This window comes from uncultured Rhodoblastus sp. (assembly GCF_903903185.1).
Classification (GTDB): Bacteria; Pseudomonadota; Alphaproteobacteria; order Rhizobiales; family Beijerinckiaceae; genus Rhodoblastus.
Genome location: NZ_CAIUXT010000061.1, coordinates 1 through 18,634, shown reverse-complemented (window position 1 = coordinate 18,634; position 18,634 = coordinate 1). Strand labels below are relative to the sequence as shown.

At 65.3% G+C, this 18,634-nt stretch carries 15 protein-coding genes; 9 read left to right on the top strand and 6 right to left on the bottom strand.

The window, feature by feature from the left end; translation table 11 throughout:
• Nucleotides 1-48 precede the first annotated feature (48 nt).
• Nucleotides 49-1,023 carry a LysR family transcriptional regulator gene (locus QZY01_RS04945; protein ID WP_294534114.1) on the bottom strand — a complete coding sequence of 325 codons (975 nt, stop codon included), beginning with the start codon at nt 1,021-1,023 and terminating at the stop codon, nt 49-51.
• A gap of 107 nt (nt 1,024-1,130) precedes the next feature.
• On the opposite strand from QZY01_RS04945, the gene QZY01_RS04940 reads away from it, so the two are divergent.
• The 5 genes from QZY01_RS04940 (at nt 1,131) to cbbX (ending at nt 6,133) form a co-directional block, all read left to right on the top strand.
• On the top strand, nt 1,131-2,198 hold the full coding sequence (locus tag QZY01_RS04940) for a class 1 fructose-bisphosphatase (protein ID WP_294534112.1): 1,068 nt from the start codon (nt 1,131-1,133) through the stop codon (nt 2,196-2,198).
• Between the two features lie 8 nt (nt 2,199-2,206).
• Nucleotides 2,207-3,088, top strand: a complete 882-nt coding sequence (locus tag QZY01_RS04935; protein ID WP_294534109.1) for a phosphoribulokinase — start codon at nt 2,207-2,209, stop codon at nt 3,086-3,088.
• A gap of 100 nt (nt 3,089-3,188) precedes the next feature.
• The gene (locus QZY01_RS04930) at nt 3,189-4,649 is read left to right on the top strand and encodes a form I ribulose bisphosphate carboxylase large subunit (RefSeq protein WP_294534107.1); all 1,461 of its coding nucleotides are present in this window, start codon (nt 3,189-3,191) and stop codon (nt 4,647-4,649) included.
• A 38-nt stretch (nt 4,650-4,687) separates the two neighbouring features.
• Nucleotides 4,688-5,074 carry a ribulose bisphosphate carboxylase small subunit gene (locus QZY01_RS04925; protein ID WP_294534104.1) on the top strand — a complete coding sequence of 129 codons (387 nt, stop codon included), beginning with the start codon at nt 4,688-4,690 and terminating at the stop codon, nt 5,072-5,074.
• A 135-nt stretch (nt 5,075-5,209) separates the two neighbouring features.
• The gene (cbbX, locus tag QZY01_RS04920) at nt 5,210-6,133 is read left to right on the top strand and encodes a CbbX protein (protein ID WP_294534102.1); all 924 of its coding nucleotides are present in this window, start codon (nt 5,210-5,212) and stop codon (nt 6,131-6,133) included.
• A gap of 154 nt (nt 6,134-6,287) precedes the next feature.
• On the opposite strand, the gene fdhD is transcribed toward cbbX, so the two are convergent.
• From fdhD to QZY01_RS04895, 5 genes are all read right to left on the bottom strand, one after another.
• Nucleotides 6,288-7,088, bottom strand: coding sequence for a formate dehydrogenase accessory sulfurtransferase FdhD (fdhD, locus tag QZY01_RS04915; protein ID WP_294534099.1), 801 nt, complete (start codon nt 7,086-7,088; stop codon nt 6,288-6,290).
• Nucleotides 7,088-9,874: a formate dehydrogenase subunit alpha gene (gene fdhF / locus QZY01_RS04910; protein ID WP_294534097.1), complete on the bottom strand. Its 2,787-nt coding sequence runs from the start codon at nt 9,872-9,874 to the stop codon at nt 7,088-7,090. Before fdhF ends, fdhD begins: the two co-directional genes overlap by 1 nt.
• Entirely contained in the window at nt 9,871-11,430 is a 1,560-nt protein-coding gene (locus QZY01_RS04905) for an NADH-quinone oxidoreductase subunit NuoF (protein WP_294534094.1), read from the bottom strand. Before QZY01_RS04905 ends, fdhF begins: the two co-directional genes overlap by 4 nt.
• Nucleotides 11,427-11,885 carry a formate dehydrogenase subunit gamma gene (locus QZY01_RS04900; RefSeq protein ID WP_294534092.1) on the bottom strand — a complete coding sequence of 153 codons (459 nt, stop codon included), beginning with the start codon at nt 11,883-11,885 and terminating at the stop codon, nt 11,427-11,429. Before QZY01_RS04900 ends, QZY01_RS04905 begins: the two co-directional genes overlap by 4 nt.
• Before the next feature lie 147 nt (nt 11,886-12,032).
• On the bottom strand, nt 12,033-12,971 hold the full coding sequence (locus tag QZY01_RS04895) for a LysR family transcriptional regulator (protein WP_294534089.1): 939 nt from the start codon (nt 12,969-12,971) through the stop codon (nt 12,033-12,035).
• Between the two features lie 155 nt (nt 12,972-13,126).
• On the opposite strand from QZY01_RS04895, the gene QZY01_RS04890 reads away from it, so the two are divergent.
• The 4 genes from QZY01_RS04890 to QZY01_RS04875 all read left to right on the top strand — a co-directional run.
• The gene (locus QZY01_RS04890; RefSeq protein WP_294534087.1) at nt 13,127-14,791 is read left to right on the top strand and encodes a Na/Pi symporter; all 1,665 of its coding nucleotides are present in this window, start codon (nt 13,127-13,129) and stop codon (nt 14,789-14,791) included.
• Nucleotides 14,792-14,900: 109 nt separating this feature from the next.
• The gene (locus QZY01_RS04885) at nt 14,901-16,385 is read left to right on the top strand and encodes an alpha/beta hydrolase (RefSeq protein WP_294534084.1); all 1,485 of its coding nucleotides are present in this window, start codon (nt 14,901-14,903) and stop codon (nt 16,383-16,385) included.
• Nucleotides 16,386-16,424: 39 nt separating this feature from the next.
• Nucleotides 16,425-17,486: an AI-2E family transporter gene (locus QZY01_RS04880; protein WP_294534083.1), complete on the top strand. Its 1,062-nt coding sequence runs from the start codon at nt 16,425-16,427 to the stop codon at nt 17,484-17,486.
• A 181-nt stretch (nt 17,487-17,667) separates the two neighbouring features.
• Nucleotides 17,668-18,634 (top strand): patatin-like phospholipase family protein (locus QZY01_RS04875; protein ID WP_294534080.1); only part of this gene is annotated, 967 nt, incomplete at its 3' end.

Below are 18,634 nucleotides of genomic sequence, written 5' to 3'. Positions count from 1 at the left end.
AATTTAAAAGGCTTGAAAACCCGAGGAGTAAGCAACCGTCGAAGTGCGTCACAACCACGTCGGTTCGGTGATGGCGCGTGAGGGGGAGCGATTCTCGCAGGGCCATTTGGGCAAGAGATCGGCGGACCGGCGCAGCAGAAAATCCTTGAAGCGCAGCGTCGCCATGTTTGGCGTGCGATCGGCGCGGCGCAACAGGAACCATTGCCGCACCAGCGGCAGGCCCGCCACCGGCAGGGCAATCAGATGGCCGTCGGCGATTTCGGTCAGGCATGTATGGGCCGAGATGATCGCCAGCCCGAGCCCGGCCATGACCGATTGCTTGATGGTTTCATTGGTGCCCATTTCGGCGATGTCGAACTGGCGTCCCGAGCCGATCCGGTCGAGAAAACGCTCCATCAAAAGCCGCGTGCCCGAACCTTGCTCGCGGGCGAGAAAGCGCTCGGCGAGCAGATCCTCGGCCAGAATATGTTCGTCGCGCGCCAGCCGGTGTCCCGGCGGCGCGATCAGAATATGGGGATGGTCGCCTAGGATCGCGCTTTCGAGGCGCAGATGCGCCGGCGGACGGCCCATCATCGCGAGGTCGTATTCGTCGCGCTCGAGGCCGCGAATAATGTCCTCGCGATTGCCGATAGACAGTTTGACGCGCACGGCGGAAAATTCACGACCGAAAGCCGCGACGAAGGAGGGGGCGAGATATTTGCCGGTGGAGACGACGCCGAATACCAGCACGCCGGCCGCGCCGGAGCGCAGGGCGTCGATTCTTTCGGCGGCGCGCGCCGTCAGCCGTTCGAAATCCCTGGCCAATCCGACCAGTTCGACGCCGATTTCGGTCGGCGCGAACGGCGTCGCCGTATCGCGGTGAAACAGCGGCGCGCCAATGGTTTCCTCGAGCAGTTTCAACTGCACGCTCACCGCCGGCGGCGTGACGTTGAGGGTCTCGGCGGCCCGGCTGACGGAAGCGCGCTCGACGGTGGCGACCAGCGCGCGCAATTGTTTCCGGGTGAGTCCGCGAAGGTCGGTCATTTAGATAAACTAAAAGATAATTCAATAATATTAAATTTCTTTTTTGCCGCACCGGCGCCAAGTTGTCTCCAACGCTCCGGCAAAAGCGGCGTGGGGGAGGGTCTCCGATGGGTGCGCAGACAGCGCCGGCCTTGCAGGCCAAGGATGACGGCCTCGCGTTTTTTCTCGCGAACTGGGCGGGGGCGGATATTGGCCGCGGCGCTCTGGCCCGGTGCATCGGGGCCATGGCGCAGGCGGGGGGAGAGATCGCGCGGCTGGTGGCGGCCGAATCCCTGGCCGGTCAACTCGGCGCCGATGTCGGACAGACCAACCAGGACGGCGACGACCAGAAGCGGCTCGACCTCATCGCCGACCGGATGATTTTGGACGCCCTGAGGAAAACCCCGGTGGCCTTTTATGCGTCCGAGGAGTCGGAAGCCATTCTGACGCTCGATCCGCAAGGCGCGCTGGCGGTCGCCTGCGATCCGATCGACGGCTCGGCGAATATCGAACTCAATCTGGCGATCGCCACGATTTTCGCGGTTTTTCCGGTCGCGGCCGAAGGCGCGACGGCTTCGTTCCTGCGGCGCGGCGCCGATCAGGTCGCGGCGGGCTATATCCTTTACGGACCGCACACCGCCCTGATCCTGACGCTCGGCTCGGGCGTCGCGCAATTCATCCTCGATCCGGCGGCCAATGCGTTCCGGCGCTCCGGCGGCGATCTGAGCCCTCCGGCGGCGACACTTGTGTTTGCGATCAACGCCTCCAATTACCGCCACTGGCCCGATCCGATCCGCGATTTCATCGACGAGTGCGTGCGGGGCGGAAACGGTCCGAAGGGCAAGGACTTCAACATGCGCTGGCTCGCCTGCGTGGCCGCCGAGGCGCATCGCATCCTTCGGCGAGGCGGAGTTTATCTCTATCCGTCGGATCGGCGCAAGGGCTATGAAAACGGTCGCTTGCGCCTCCTTTACGAGGCTTTCCCGATCGCCTTTCTGATCGAGCAGGCCGGCGGCGCCGCGACCGATGGCGTGGCGCGCCTTCTCGACAAGACCACGGCCTCGCTCCACCAGCGCAGCGCCCTGGTGTTCGGCTCGACCGAACTGGTTGCGCGGGTGGCGGCCTGTTTCAAAGGCGCCCAGGCAAAGACCGAAAGCGCGCCGCCGTCCGGCCAGCGCGGCCTCCTGCAAAACTGAGGTCCGCCATGTCCGTCGCGCACCCGATCGTTTCCGTTGTCGGCTCCTCCGGCTCCGGCGCCAGCGCCAGTACGGTGAAGTTCACCTTCGACCGGATTTTTCGGCGCGAGGGCATCGCCGCCGCCTCGATCGAGGGCGACGCCTTCCACCGCTACGACCGCGCCGCGATGAAGGCGGAGATGGCGCGCCGCCGGGAAAGCGGCGACCAGACCTTCAGCCATTTTTCTGAGGACGCCAATCTTCTCGACGAGTTGGAGCGGCAGTTGCGGGCCTATGCCGAAACCGGAAAATGCCGGTCGCGCACCTATGTCCACGACGCCGACGAGGCGGAGGCCCATGGCGCGCCGGTCGGCCATTTCACCGATTGGCGCGAGATCGGCGAAGGCTCTGACCTGTTGTTCTACGAGGGGCGGCATGGCGCGGTGAAGACCCCGGAGATCGATATCGCCGGCCAGGCCGATCTGAAGATCGGCGTCGCGCCGGCGATCAATCTGGAATGGATTCAGAAAATCCACCGCGACCGCGCCGCGCGCGGCTATTCGACCGAGGCGGTCACGGACACGATTTTGCGCCGGATGCACGCCTATGTGCATGTCATCTGCCCGCAATTCACCCAGACCGACATCAATTTCCAGCGCGTGCCGGTGGTGGACACGTCCAATCCCTTCGTCGCGCGCTGGACTCCGACCGAAGGCGAGTCGCTGGTGGTGATCCGCTTCAGCAATCCTCGCGGCTTCGATTTTCCCTATCTGACGACGATGATCGGCGACAGCTGGATGAGCCGCGCCAATTCCATCGTCATTCATGGCGACAAGCTCGATCTCGCCATGCAGCTCATTCTGACTCCCTTGCTCTTGCGTCTCGTCGAGCGCGGGAGCCGCGCCAGATGAATCGACGCGTCAAAGGGAGACAGAGTGGAAGGAAACCGAACGCGCCGGCGCAATAGCCTGCGGCGTGAGGAAAAACCAAATCAATCTCAGGGAGGCCCGGATGGACAGCAAGCATACCGAAATCAAAGGCAAGGAGCGCTACAAGTCGGGCGTGCTCAAATATGCCCAGATGGGCTATTGGAACGCCGATTACGAACCCAAGCCTACCGATCTGATCGCGCTGTTCCGCATCACGCCGCAGGAAGGCGTCGATCCGGTCGAGGCGGCGGCGGCGGTCGCCGGCGAATCCTCCACCGCCACCTGGACCGTGGTCTGGACCGATCGCCTGACCGCCTGCGATTCCTATCGCGGCAAGGCCTACCGGGTCGATCCCGTTCCCGGCGCGCCGGGGCAATATTTCGTCTATGTCGCCTATGACCTGATCCTGTTCGAGGAAGGCTCGATCGCCAACCTCACCGCGTCGATCATCGGCAATGTATTCTCCTTCAAGCCGCTCAAGGCGGCGCGGCTCGAGGACATGTATTTCCCGCCGGCCTATATCAAGACGTTCAAGGGCCCGCCGACCGGAATCGTCGTCGAGCGCGAACGTCTCGACAAGTTCGGCAAGCCGCTGCTCGGCGCGACCACCAAGCCGAAGCTCGGCCTGTCCAGCAAGAACTATGGCCGCGTGGTCTATGAAGGCCTCAAGGGCGGTCTCGATTTTCTCAAGGACGACGAGAACATCAATTCCCAGGCCTTCATGCATTGGCGCGACCGCTTCCTCTATTGCATGGAGGCGGTCAACAAGGCTTCCGCCGAGACCGGCGAGATCAAGGGCCATTATCTCAACATCACCGCCGGCACGATGGAGGAAATGTACCGGCGCGCCGAATTCGCCAAGCAGCTCGGTTCGGTGATCGTGATGGTCGATCTGATCATCGGCTGGACGGCGATCCAGTCCATTTCCGAATGGTGCCGCGCCAATGACATGATCCTGCATATGCATCGCGCCGGCCACGGCACCTATACACGCCAGAAGAACCATGGCGTCTCGTTCCGGGTCATCGCCAAATGGCTGCGGCTGGCGGGCGTCGATCATGTCCATGCCGGCACGGCGGTCGGCAAGCTCGAAGGCGATCCTCTGACCGTGCAGGGCTATTACAACGTCTGCCGCGAAGCGGTGACCGAGATGGACCTGCCGCGCGGCATCTTCTTCCGGCAGGACTGGTGCGACCTGCGCAAGGTCATGCCGGTGGCCTCGGGCGGCATTCACGCCGGCCAGATGCACCAGCTGCTCGACCTGTTCGGCGACGACGTGGTGTTGCAGTTCGGCGGCGGCACCATCGGCCATCCGATGGGCATCCAGGCCGGCGCGACCGCCAACCGGGTGGCGCTCGAAGCCATGGTGCTGGCCCGCAACGAGGGCCGCGACATCGCCAACGAGGGGCCGGAAATCCTGCGCGCCGCCGCCAGATGGTGCAAGCCGCTCGAAGCCGCGCTCGACACCTGGGGCTCGATCACCTTCAACTATGCGTCGACCGACACGTCGGATTTCGTCCCGACTCCCGTCGCCGCGCAATGATCGCGGGCGAAAGCCCATCGAACGCAAAGGAACATGACATGCGAATCACCCAAGGCTGTTTTTCCTTTCTGCCCGATCTGACCGACGACCAGATTCGCGCACAGATCGATTATTGCCTGTCCAAGGACTGGGCCGTCGGCATCGAATTCACCGACGATCCGCATCCGCGCAACATCTTTTGGGAAATGTGGGGCCATCCCATGTTCGACCTGAGAGACCCCGCCGGGGTGATGCTGGAGCTGGCGGCCTGCCGCAAGGCCAATCCAGACAGCTATATCAAGCTCATCGCCTTCGATTCGACGCGCGGTTTCGAAACCGTGCGGATGTCCTTCATCGTCAACCGGCCAAAGGTCGAACCGAGTTTCGTCATGACCCGGACCGAAGTCGCCGGACGCACGGTGAATGTCGCCATTACCAGGGCCTGAGCCGGGCAGGCTTGCGCGCCGCCGCCTGAAGAGCGTGTGGATTCTTGCTTCGATTTCGCACGCTCGATCCGTCGGAGTCTCTTGCCCTGGCGGGGCCCGCGCCGCCGGTCCCGCCGTTTTTCAGGAACGACGATCATGAACGAAATTGCCGCCGCGCCCGCCGCCGTTGCCGACGCCGTCGATCTGCGGGAAGATTTCAAATCCTCCGGCGTCGCCGAAATCCTTGAGGAACTCGATCGCGAACTGATCGGCCTCGCTCCGGTCAAGCAGCGCATTCGCGAGACCGCAGCGCTGCTGCTGGTCCATCGCGCGCGCGGAAAGCTCGGGCTCGGGGATGAGACGCCGACGCTGCACATGAGTTTCACCGGCAATCCCGGCGTCGGCAAGACCACGGTGGCGCTGAAAATGGCGGGCCTGCTGCACCGGCTCGGCTATGTCCGCAAGGGCCATCTGGTTTCGGTGACGCGCGACGATCTGGTCGGCCAATATATCGGCCACACCGCGCCGAAAACCCGCGAGGTGCTGAAAAAAGCCATGGGCGGCGTGCTGTTCATCGACGAGGCCTATTATCTCTACAAGCCCGACAACGAGCGCGACTACGGCCAGGAGGCGATCGAAATCCTGCTTCAGGTGATGGAAAATCATCGCGACGATCTGGTGGTGATCCTCGCCGGCTACGCCGACCGCATGGACCGGTTTTTCGCCAGCAATCCGGGCTTTCGCTCGCGCATCGCCCATCATGTCGAATTTCCCGATTATTCCGACGGCGAATTGCTGCGCATCGCCGAAACCATGCTGGCGCGGGGCGACTACGGGTTCGACGACGACGCGCGCGCCGCCATGGGCGATTACATCGCCGCGCGCCGCGTCTTGCCCCATTTCGCCAATGCCCGCTCAATCCGCAATGCGCTCGACCGCGCGCGTTTGCGGCACGCCAGCCGGTTGTTCGAGACTCCGGGTCCGGTGGGCGCGAAGGAGCTTTCGACCTTGCGGGCCGAGGATATTCGCGGCAGCCGCGTCTTCGCCGGCGGCCTCGCCCATGAAAGGAAAAATCCGTAACGTTTTTCGCGCCGGATGGCGCCAATGGGCGGATGGTATGCTACCCGGATTCGGAAGTCATGACTTCCGAATCCGGGTTAGGAGCGAACGCGACGCCGAGCTTATGCGAGGGACCTCCTTAATCGCGACGTGTCGCGATTAAGGAGACTTGGTATTACGGCGTGAGCCGCACCAAGCCGCCGTCGCGCGTGGCGCAGGCGAGGCCCATGCCGCAGGCGCGCGCCTTGTCGAGCGCCAGCGATGTCGGGGCCGAGACGCAGGCGAGAAAGCCGATGCCCACCGCCGCCGCCTTCTGCACCAGTTCGAAGCCGCAGCGGCTCGATAGCAGCGCGAACCCGTCGCGCGGATCATGGCCGTCGCGCGCCATCGCGCCGATCAGCTTGTCGAGCGCGCTGTGCCGGCCGACGTCCTCGCGCACCAGTTTGAACACGCCGTCGCGCCCGCACCAGGCCGCGCCATGGACCGAGCGATCGCGCGCCCGCATCGGCTGATGCGCGCGAAAATCGGCGAAGGCGCGCAGGATCGCTTCGGGCGCGAGGTCCGGCGCGACGACGTTCGGCAGGGCGGCGTGAAAGGCGTCGAGGCTTTCGATGCCGCACAACCCGCAGCCCGAGCGCGCGTCGAGCGCCCGGCGCCGGCCCGCGACCAGGGCGGCGCGTTCGGACAGAATGCGCATCGACAGCACAAAACCCTGTTCGCCTTGCGTGACCTCGATGGACTCCATTTCGGCGGGACGCGCAATGATGCGTTCGGCCAGCGAAAAGCCGAGGCCGAAATCCTCGAGATCGGAAGGGCTCGCCAGCATCACGCCGAAGGGCCGCCCGTTATAGACCAGCGACACCGGCGCCTCTTCCGGCAGCACCCACTCGACGGGGCCGTTCGCGGCGCCGCCAAAGGCGGTTCCCGCAGCGCGCGGCTCCGCGCGTCCCGGCGGCGCGGGCAAAGGCGCGCCCATTACTCGGCGGCTCTGACGACAAGGGAATTGGCGAGCCGGACTTCGACCGCCGTGACCTTGTATTCGGGACAATTGGTCGCCCAGTCGGAATTGTCGGTCGTCACCACATTGGCGCCCGTCACCGGATGATGAAAGGTGGTGTAGACCACGCCCTGCGGCACGCGCCCGGTGATTTCGGCGCGCAGCGAGGTTGCGCCCATGCGGCTCGCCAGCGACACCCAGTCGCCGTCGGCGACGCCGCGCTCGGCGGCGTCGAAGGGATGGATTTCCAGCACGTCTTCTGCGTGCCAGACGACATTGTCGGTGCGTCGTGTCTGCGCCCCGACATTATAATGCGACAGGATGCGCCCGGTGGTCAGCAACAGCGGAAATTCGCGCGTCGTGCGCTCGGTGGTCGGCACGAATTCGGTGATCACGAAATTGCCTTTGCCGCGCTCGAAACCATCGACATGCATCAGCGGCGTGCCATGAGGCGCGGCCTCGTCGCAGGGCCATTGCAGACTGCCCTCGGCGTCGAGACGCGCGAACGAGACGCCGGAAAAAGTCGGCGTCAGCCGCGCGATTTCGTCCATGATCTCGGACGCCGAATTCCAGTGCATGGGATAGCCCATGGCGGTGGCGATCTCGGCGGCGACCTGCCATTCGTGCTTGCCGGTCTTGGGCGCCATGGCCGTGCGGACGCGATTGATGCGCCGCTCGGCATTGGTGAAAGTGCCGTCCTTCTCCAGAAAAGACGTTCCCGGCAGGAAGACATGGGCGAAGGCCGCCGTCTCGTTGAGGAATAGATCCTGCACGATCAGGAGTTCGAGCGCGCGCAAGGCCTGCGTGACATGATGGGTATTGGGGTCGGACTGGGCGATGTCCTCGCCATGAACGAACATCGCCTTGTAGTCGCCCTCGATCGCCGCATGGAACATGTTGGGGATGCGGTAGCCGGGTTCGGGGTCGAGCGGAAGGCCCCAGTCGCGCTCGAAACTTTGCCGCGCGTCGTCGTCGCCGACCGGGCGATAGCCGGTCAATTCATGCGGGAAGGAGCCCATGTCGCAGGCGCCCTGGACATTATTCTGCCCGCGCAACGGATTCACGCCGACGCCCTCGCGCCCGATATTGCCGGTGGCCATGGCGAGATTGGCGATGCCCATTACCGTGGTCGAGCCCTGACTGTGCTCTGTCACGCCGAGGCCATAGTAGATCGCGCCATTGCCGCCCGTGGCGTAAAGCCGCGCCGCCGTGCGTATGTCATGGGCCGGGACGCCGAGAGTCTCGGCGAGCGCTTCGGGCGCATTTTCGGGCCGCGCCACGAAATCCGCCCACGCGCGGAAATTTTCTGCTTCGCAGCGCTCGGCGACGAAAGCCTCGTCCACCAGCCCTTCGGTGACGACGACATGGGCCAGCGCGTTGATCATGGCGACATTGCCGCCGGGCTTTAGAGGCAGATGCACCGCCGCCTCGACATGCGGGCCCTTGACGATCTCGATGGCGCGCGGGTCGATGACGATGAGTTTGGCGCCTTTTCGCAGCCGGCGCTTGAGCCGCGAGGCGAAGACGGGATGGCCGGCGCTCGGATTGGCGCCCATGACGACGATGACGTCGGCCTGATCGACGCTCTTGAAATCCTGCGTGCCGGCGGAGGTGCCATAGGTCTGTTTGAGGCCATAGCCGGTCGGCGAATGGCATACGCGGGCGCAGGTATCGACGTTGTTGTTGCCAAAGCCGGCGCGGATCATCTTCTGGACCGCATAGACCTCCTCGTTGGTGCAGCGCGAGGAGGTGATGCCGCCAATCGACTTGACGCCATATCTGGCCTGAATCTCCTTGAGCCGCCGCGCGCTATATTGAATGGCCTCGTCCCAGCTCACCTTGCGCCAGGGCTCCTCATGGCTTTCGCGGATCATCGGCGACAACTGGCGGTCCTTGTGCGTCGCATAGCCCCAGGCGAAACGGCCCTTGACGCAGGAATGACCGGCATTGGCGCCGCCGCTTTTCGACGGGACCATGCGCACCACGGTTTCGCCCTGCATTTCGGCGCGGAACGAACAGCCGACGCCGCAATAGGCGCAGGTGGTTTCCACCACATGTTCCGGCTGGCCCAGCGCCACTATGGATTTCTCGACCAGGGTCGCCGTCGGGCAGGCCTGCACGCAGGCGCCGCAGGAAACGCATTCCGATTCCATGAAATTGGCCGCCGCGCCGGGAACGATCTTGCTGCCGAAGCCGCGCCCCTCCACCGTCAGCGCGAAAGTCCCCTGCGTCTCGGCGCAGGCGCGAACGCAGCGCGAGCAGACGATGCATTTCGACGGGTCGAACGAGAAATAGGGATTGCTGACGTCTTTTTCCGCCTTGAGATGGTTTTCGCCCGCAAAACCATAGCGCACCTCGCGCAGGCCGACCGCGCCCGCCATGTCCTGCAATTCGCAATCGCCATTGGTCGGACAGGTCAGGCAGTCGAGCGGATGATCGGAAATATAAAGCTCCATCACCCCCTTGCGCAAAGCGGCGAGGCGCGGCGTCGAGGTGGCGATCTCCATGCCCTCGGCGACCGGCGTCGTGCAGGAGGCCGGCGTGCCGCGCCGCCCGGAAATCTCGACGAGGCACAGCCGGCAGGAGCCGAAAGGTTCAAGCGAATCGGTGGCGCAGAGTTTCGGGATCATGATCCCGGCCTCCGCCGCCGCCCGCAACACCGTGGTCCCTTCGGTCACGCGGATTTTCCGGCCGTCGATGGTCAGCGCGACGGTTTTTGCCGCGCGCCTGACCGGCGTCCCGAAGTCCAGTTCTCGCAGGCTCATGAGGCTCTCTCGAAGGCGGGCGCGGGGACGAAATCCTCGCGGAAATATTTTGTCGCGCTGCGCACCGGCAAAGGCGTGAGGCCGCCGAGCGCGCAGAGCGAGCCGTCGGTCATCAGCGTGCAGAGATCGTCGAGCAAGGCGAGATTGGCCTCGACCCTTTCGCCGGCGACGATCCTGTCCAGCGCCTCGCGGCCGCGCACGGAACCGATGCGGCAGGGCGTGCATTTGCCGCAGGATTCCACCGCGCAGAAATCCATCGCGAAACGCGCCATTTTCGCCATGTCCACGCGGTCGTCGAAAACCACGAGGCCGCCATGGCCGAGCATGGCCCCGGCCTCGGCCATGCTCTCGTAATCGGCGGCGAGCGACAATTGTTCGGCCGGCACATAGGCGCCGAGCGGCCCGCCGACCTGCACCGCGCGCAAGGGCCGCCCCGAGGCCGTTCCGCCGCCGAACTCATTGACCAGAGTATCAAGCGAGACGCCGAAGGCGAGTTCGACCAAACCGCCGCGCGCAATATTTCCGGCGAGCTGGAAGGGCTGGGTGCCATGGGATTTTCCCGCGCCGAAATCGCGGTAAAAGCTGGCGCCCTTGGCCAGCACGATCGGAACCGACGTCAGCGTCAGCACATTATTGATGACGGTCGGCCGGCCGAACAGGCCCTCCAGCGCCGGCAGCGGCGGCTTGGCGCGCACCACGCCGCGCTTGCCCTCCAGGCTTTCCAGCATCGCGGTTTCCTCGCCGCAGACATAGGCGCCGGCGCCGACGCGCACTTCGAGATCGAAGGCGCGGGCAGAGCCTAAAATGTCGCCGCCGAGCCAACCGAGCGCATAGGCGCGCGAAACCGCATCGCGCATCGTGGCGATGGCGTGGGGATATTCGGAGCGGATGTAGATGAAGCCGTGGCGGGCGCCGACCGCCATGCCGGCGATGGTCATGCCCTCGATCAAAAGGAAGGGGTCGCCTTCCATCACCATGCGGTCGGCGAAGGTGCCGCTGTCGCCCTCGTCGGCGTTGCAGCAGATGAATTTTTCCTGTTCCGGCGATTCGAGCACGGTCTTCCATTTGATCCCGGTGGGAAAGCCCGCGCCGCCGCGCCCGCGCAGGCCCGATTGCGTGACTTCGGCGACGATTTCCTCCGGCGACAGTTTAACCGCGCGCACGAGGCCGTCATGGCCGCCATAGGCGCAATATTCCTCGGGCGAGAGCGGGTCGATGACGCCGACGCGCGCAAAAGTCAGCCGCTTCTGGCCGGCGAGATAAGGAATCTCCTCGGTCGGGCCATGGCCAAGCCGATGCGCGCCGCCTTGCAGAAAGTCCGCCTCGAACAGGCCGGGCACGTCGCGCGCCGACGCCGGCCCATAGGCGACGCGCCCCTTGGGCGTCTCGACCTCGACCAGCGGCTCCAGCCACAACAAACCGCGCGAGCCGTTGCGGATGATCTTGACCGCGACGTCGCGGCGCTTCGCCTCTTCGACAATCGCGGCGGCGACCGCGTCGGCGCCGACCGAGAGCGCCGCCGCATCGCAGGGCACATAGACGCGCACGCCGCTCATGCCAGAACCTCGTCGAATTTTTGCGCGTCGAGCCGTCCGTGCAGCGCGCCGTCGATTTCGGCGGAAGGGCCGAGCGCGCAATTGCCTAGGCAATAGACCGCTTCCAGCGTGAAGGCGCCGTCCGCGCCGGTCTCACCCGGATCGAGCTTCAGCCGGCGCTTGATATGGGCGACGAGATCGTCGCAGCCGCGCGCCTGACAGGCTTCGGCGACGCAGACTTTGACGACATGCCGGCCTGGCGGGCGGCTGCGGAAGTCGTGATAGAAACTCAGGACCCCATGCACTTCGGCCTGTGAGAGATTGAGGCTATCGGCAAGCAGGGGGACGTGCGACGGGCTGACGAAGCCGAATTCGTGCTGGATATCGTGCAAGATCGGCAGCAGCGCGCCGCGCAGAGATCTATGCGCGCCGACGATTGCGCGCACACGCCCGGCCTCCCCGATGGGGCTTGTCATGCAGCTTCCTCCCTGTCCCGGTTGGTTCCGGAACCCGCCCGGTTTCCCGGCCTTTACCATTGATGACGCAAGCCGGGGCAGGGATCAAATTCAAAATATCTATGCTGCGATAGCAAAAAGCTATTAAGTTTCCCGGCGCTCAGGTCTTCAATCGCCGATCCCATGCCGCGCCAGCGCCTCGCGCATCAGGGCGGGGATTTTCTCGCCAAGTTTTTCCTGCGCCGCGACCTGGGCCAGCGCCTTGGCCACCGCCGCGGGCGGCGAACGGTCGGCGTAGACGATGCCGACGACATAGGCGAGGTCGGGCATGACCAGCGGCAGGGCGATCAGCGCTTCGCCCGGCGGCAGCAGGGCGAGCAATGGTCCCGGCACGATGCTCGACCACGGACCCTGCCGCGCCATGGTGAAGAGATTGACGATCGAATTGGTCTCCACCTGCGGCGCGACTTCCTTGCCGGCCATGCGAAAAGCCTGATCGACGATATGGCGGTTCTGCATGTCGGGCGTCAGCAGGCAAAGCGGCAGGGCCGCCGCCTCGGTCCAGGTCGCCTCGGTCCGCCCCTCCCATTCCGGCCCGCGCTGGGTGAGCAGGTAATAGCGCTCGGAATAGAGCGGCTGCATGGCGACGCCGGAAAGCGGCTCGTTGTCGAGATAGGTCACGCCGGCGTCGAGGTCGAACCGGTCGAGATCGCGTTCGATGGCCTGCGACGAGGACGAGGTGAGAATGACCCGCACATTGGGATGCCGGCGGGCGAAGGCCGCCACCAGCGGGGCGACCGTCGGCAAGGCGGTGGGAATGGCGGCCAGCCGCAGCCGACCGGTCAGCGCGCCGGCGCGCGGGTCGATCGCCCCGGTCAGGGCCTCGAAATCCGCCGTCGCCCGCCGCGCGAATTCCAGCACCCTTTCGCCCTCCGGCGTCAGGGCGACGAAGCGCTGGCCGCGCTCCACCAGCGGCGCGCCCAGATCCTGCTCCAGCTGGCGGATGGCGTTGGACAGGGTCGGCTGCGAGATGTGGCACTTCTGCGCCGCGCGGCCGAAGTGGCGCTCGCGGGAAAGGGCCAGCAGATAATAGAGTTTTCGCAGCATCGTCTCAACGCGCCGGGAGGGTTGACCCGACTGTCCGCCGATTGGCGCGATAACGCAAGGATCGCCGTTTTGGCCGCGCCGCCTTTGCGCGACGATTTGGTCCGGCGTCTCCTTCTGCTAGGCTGGCGTAAAAACGGGGAGGCGGACGGGCGCGCATGTCGACAGCCATTCTGGTTCTGGGCGGAATAGGGCTTTTCCTGCTCGGCATGACGATCATGACCGACGGCCTCAAGGGTCTCGCGGGATCGTCCCTGCGCACGGTTCTCGGCAAGGCCGCCGCGACGCCGCTCTCCGGCATGTTCTGGGGCGCCGTCGTCACCCTGCTGGTGCAATCGTCGAGCGCCACGACGATGACCACCATCGGTCTCGTCAGCGCGGGGCTTCTCACCTTTCCGCAGGGACTGGGGCTGGTGTTCGGCGCCAATGTCGGCACCACCGGCACCGGCTGGCTGGTGGCGCTGATCGGCGTGCGCGTCTCGCTGTCGTCCTATGCTCTGCCGCTGATTTTCGTCGGCGCGCTCGCGAAGTTGATGGGCGGCGGGCGGATCGCCGCCTTCGGCGCCTCGCTCGCCGGTTTCGCCCTCGTTCTCTATGGCCTGAGCACGCTGCAGGAAGGCATGGGCGGCGTCGCGGCGCAGCTTCGGCCCTCCGACCTGCCCGCCGTGATCGGCGCGCCCGGCGTCGGCTGGCTCTCCGGCTGGTTCGGCCTGATCTCGCTGGTCGTCGCCGGGCTGGTCATGACCACGGTGATGCAATCCTCGACGGCGTCAATCGCCGTCACGCTTTCGGCCTTTTACGCCGGCGCCATTGGACTGGACCAGGGCTGCGCCCTCATTATCGGGCAGAATATCGGCACCGCGACCAGTTCCGCCATGGCGGCGATCGGGGCCAGCGTGACCGCCAAAAGGCTGGCGCTCGCCTATATCCTGTTCAAGATCGTCGCCGCGCTGATCGCGCTGGCCTTGTTTCCGGTCGTTATGCCCTTGATCGTCCGCGCGTCGGGCGCCGTCGACGGCGTGACTTTGCTTGCCGCCTGGCACACCGCCTATAATGTCGTCGGCGTCGCGGCGCTGATGCCGTTCCTCAACCGTTTCACCGGCCTCGTCGAACGCCTGCTGCCCGCCGCCGCTTCGCCGCTGACGCGCGGTCTCGATCCGGCGGCGCTGGGAAATCCGGTGGTGGCCGTCGAGGCGGCGCGGCGCGCCATCGCGCTGGCGATGCGCGCCATTTGCCGGACCATCGACGCGGCGGTTTCGGGCGACGAAAAAGCCGGCGCGGCGGCCTCGCTTATCGAGCCTGTCGGCGGCTTGCGCAGGACGCGCCATTTCCTGTCGGAGATCGGCGGACGTCCCGATTCGGAGAGCGAGGAGTTCCGCCTGACCAGCACTTTGCATGCGCTCGACCATGTCTCCCGGCTCGCCGAAATCGCCGGCGAGGCGCCAGAATTCCAGCCGGCCCAACATGGCCCCGACGAGGCGCGTGCGGCGACGCTTTGCGCGCAGGCCATGCGCTCCGCCGCCGCCGCCGTTGCCGACATTGCGGGGGAAAAAGCGCTCAGCGCCGCGGCGGCGCCGATCGACCGGCTTGAAACGCCCGGCGCGGGTTTGGCGCTCGCCGGACTCGAACAAGACGCCCGAACGCTCGCCCAACTCCGGCGCGCGCATCGCGGCCCGACCCTCGCCAAGGTGGCGACCGGCGAAATCGACGCCGACCAGGCCATGGCGCGGATCGAAACCTTCCGCCATCTCGAAGCTTTGGCGCGCCACGCCTGGCGTGGCGCGGCCCACCTTCTCGGCCATATTGAAATTCCCCCGGTCTGAAAGACCGCGCGACCGTTTTGCCCTATCATAAAGGGTCGCGGGATTCCCGGGGCGCCGCGCGAGCGGAAAAAGGGGCCGATGCTCCCCCTCGACCAAAAAGGAACAGGCGTTGGGTTTTCAACTGGTCAAATGGGCGAAGCGCGGCGTCTTTCTGCTCGCGGCGCTGCTGCTCGGGGTCATCGGGGTCCGGACCTTCGATTCGCAGCGCGGGCCGCCGCTGGCGCCCTGGCATACCCATGCGCCGCACGAACTCAAGGCCGAGGCCCTCGACCGGGCCGACTGGACGGCCTATCTCGCGGCGGAGGATCAGGCCTTCGCCCGGATGCGCGCGGAGGTCACCGAAAAGCTCAGTCCCGACGAGCAGGTTCCATCCAATCGCTATTACGCGGGCAGCCCGGTCTATCCGGGGAGTTTCGCGCGGGACTGGAACCGCTCCTATACCCTGGCGCCGGACGGCGCGCCGGTCGGCGCCGTCGTGCTGCTGCACGGACTGACCGATTCGCCCTATAGTCTGCGCCATATCGCGCGGTCCTATCGCGACCATGGCTACGTCGTCGTCGCGATCCGGCTGCCGGCGCATGGGCTGGTTCCCGCAGCCCTGACCGAGGTGGCGTGGCCGGACTGGATGGCGGCGACCCGTCTTGCGGTGCGCGAAGCGTTGCGGCAGGCCGGCCCTTCCGCGCCGCTGCACATCGTCGGCTTTTCCAATGGCGGGGCGCTGGCGCTGAAATATGCGCTCGACGCCATCGAGGACCCGAAGCTGGCGCGGCCGGACCGTCTCGTGCTGATTTCTCCGATGGTCGGCATCACGAGCTTTGCCCGCTTTGCCGGCATCGCCGGCTGGCCGGCCTTCTTCCCGGCCTTCGCCAAGGCGGCGTGGCTGGGCATCGTGCCGGAATTCAATCCGTTCAAATATAATTCCTTTCCGGTGAATGGCGCACGCCAGTCCTGGCAGGTGACCCAGGCGCTGCAAGACCAGATCGCGCGGCTCGCCGACGAGAAGCGTCTCGACAGCCTCGCGCCGATCTTGACCTTTCAGTCGGTGATCGACTTCACCGTCTCGACCCGCACCATCGTCACCGGGCTTTATGCGCGGCTTCCGGCCAACGGCAGCGAACTCGTGCTGTTCGACCTCAACCGCAGCGCCAAATTCGGACCGATGCTGCGCATCGCCCCCAACATCACGCCGGAACGGCTGCTGCCGCCGCCGCCGCGCCTGTTCGCGACGACGGTGATCGCCAACCTGTCGCCCGACAGCAGCGAGGCCGCCGAACGCACGACGCCCGCCGGCGCCGTCGAGGAGCAATCGCGCGCGCTTGGGCTGGCGTTTCCGACCGGCGTGTTTTCGCTGTCGCATGTCGCGCTGCCGTTTCCGCTCAGCGATTCGCTTTATGGATTGGAGCCCGACCCGACGGAGGATTTCGGCGTCCATCTCGGCGCGCTTTCGCCCCGGGGCGAGCGGGGAACGCTGATCGTCAGTCTCGATTCGCTGTTGCGCATGTCGTCGAATCCTTTCTATCCCTTCATGCTTGAGCGAATCGAACAGACCATGCTGGGGCAGGGTCGCGACAAGCCCGTCAAGGCGACGCCCTGAGGCCAAGGTCGCCCGGCAAAAAAATTTCGGGAGAGAGCAATGGAAAACGGCCTCATCCGCGCGGCGGCGGCGGCGCTCCTCGCCGCGATCGCCATAGCCGCGCTTTATTTCGCTTCGGCGGTGTTCGTGCCCGTCGCTTTTTCGCTGTTCGCCATGGCGATTGTCTGGCCCTTTCAGAAGGCGTTGGAGAAGCTGTTGCCGAAGGGGCTGGCGCTGGTCGCCACCGTGGGGGTGACGCTGGTGGTCATCGTCACCCTGTCGTCGGTGGTCGCCTGGGGCGGCGGCCATATCGCGCAATGGGTCACGGCAAATTTCGACCGGTTGCAGACGCTTTACGCGTCCTCGGCGCTATGGCTGGAGCAGCATGACATTTTCATCGCCTCCATCGTCGCGGAACGGTTCAATGTGGTCTGGCTGCTGCGCCTGTTCCAGCAGATCGCCTTGCGGCTCAACGGCTTGATCGGCTTTTCGCTGCTGATCCTGATTTTTTTGGCGATGGGGCTGCTCGAAGGCGGCGCCTTCGCCAAAAATTTGCAAGCCATCGGCGAGGGTCCCGACGGAAACGGACCGAATGGCCAAAGGCTGATCGCCGCCGGCGTCAAGACGGCGAAGAAAATCCGCCGCTTCATGCTGGTCCGCACCCTCGCCAGCCTTCTGACAGGAATCATTGTCTGGCTGTTCGCCCTGACTGTGGGCCTCGAACTGGCCACCGCCTGGGGCGTCATGACTTTCGCGCTCAATTATATTCCCTTCCTCGGGCCGCTGATCGCCACCGCGCTGCCGACCCTGTTCGCCTTCGCGCAAACCGGATCGTGGGAGATGGCGGCGCTCGTGATGGCGGCGCTGACCGTCGTGCAATTCCTGATCGGCAGCTATCTGGAGCCGCTGTTCACCGCCAAGACCCTGACGATCTCGCCGTTTTTCGTGGTGTTCTCGGTGTTTTTCTGGAGTTTCCTGTGGGGCCTGCCCGGAACCCTGATCGGCGTGCCGATCGCCATCGCCGGGCTGACGATTTGCGCCGAATTTCCCGCAAGCCGCTGGATCGCCACCTTGTTGTCGGGACAGGCGCCTGACGACGGGGCGAAAGGGCCGCCAGCGTGAGCAGGTCCCGCGGCGGGCGGTTTCGCGCCTTTGTCACGTAGCCCTGCCAAGGCTGGACCCTCGTCCACAACGTCCGGATTTTCGCATCGCAGCAAAAAACAGGTGCCGCCGCGCCCAAGGCGACTTATGATGGCGCTTCCTTGAGCAGACCCCGCATCGATTTCCCAAAGGCCGAATAAACATGGAACAAGCCGCCAAGACCTTCTCGCGCGACAAAATCCTGGTCGATCTTGCCTTGCAGGGGGGCGGTTCGCACGGGGCCTTCACCTGGGGCGTGCTCGACCGGTTTCTCGAAGAGCCGTGGTTCGAGATCGACGGCGTGTCCGGCACTTCGGCGGGCGCGATGAACACGGCGGTTCTCGCCGCCGGCTTCGCCAAGGGCGGGGCGCCGGGCGCGCGCGTCGCTTTGGAGGATTTCTGGCGCGGCGTCTCCGACGCGGCGCGGTTCAGCCCGTTGCAGCGCGGGCCGCTCGATATTCTGCTCGGCCGCTGGACGATGGATAATTCGCCCGGCTATATCATGGCCGACCTGATGTCGCGGGTGGTCTCGCCCTATACTTTGAGCCTGCCCGGCGGCAATCCGCTGCTCGACATTCTCGCCAAGTTCATCGATTTCGATCTGATCCCCCAGTCGCCGATCCAGGTTTTCATCACCGCCACCAATGTCCATACCGGCCGGGGCCGGGTGTTTCGCAACGACGCCATCACGCCCGAAGTCCTGCTCGCCTCGGCCTGCCTGCCGAGCATGTTCCAGGCCGTCGAAATCGATGGCGACCATTATTGGGACGGCGGCTATTCCGGCAATCCGACGCTGACGCCGCTGGTGCGCTACTGCAAGGCCGACGACATGATCCTGATCCCGATCAACCCGATCGAGCGCGCCGAAGTGCCGCGCACCTCGTCGGAAATCATGAACCGGCTCAACGAGATTTCGTTCAACGCCGTCGCGCTCAAGGAATTGCGCATGATCGCCATGCTGCGCAAGGTGGTGGACGCCGGCGACAGCGAAGGCGCCGAATGGGCCAGATTGCGCCTCCATCGCGTCGGCAACGATGTCATGAACACGCTCGGCGCCTCGTCCAAGATGATCACCGAATGGGCGTTTTTGACCATGCTGCGCGACGAGGGCCGCAAATCCGCGCAAGCCT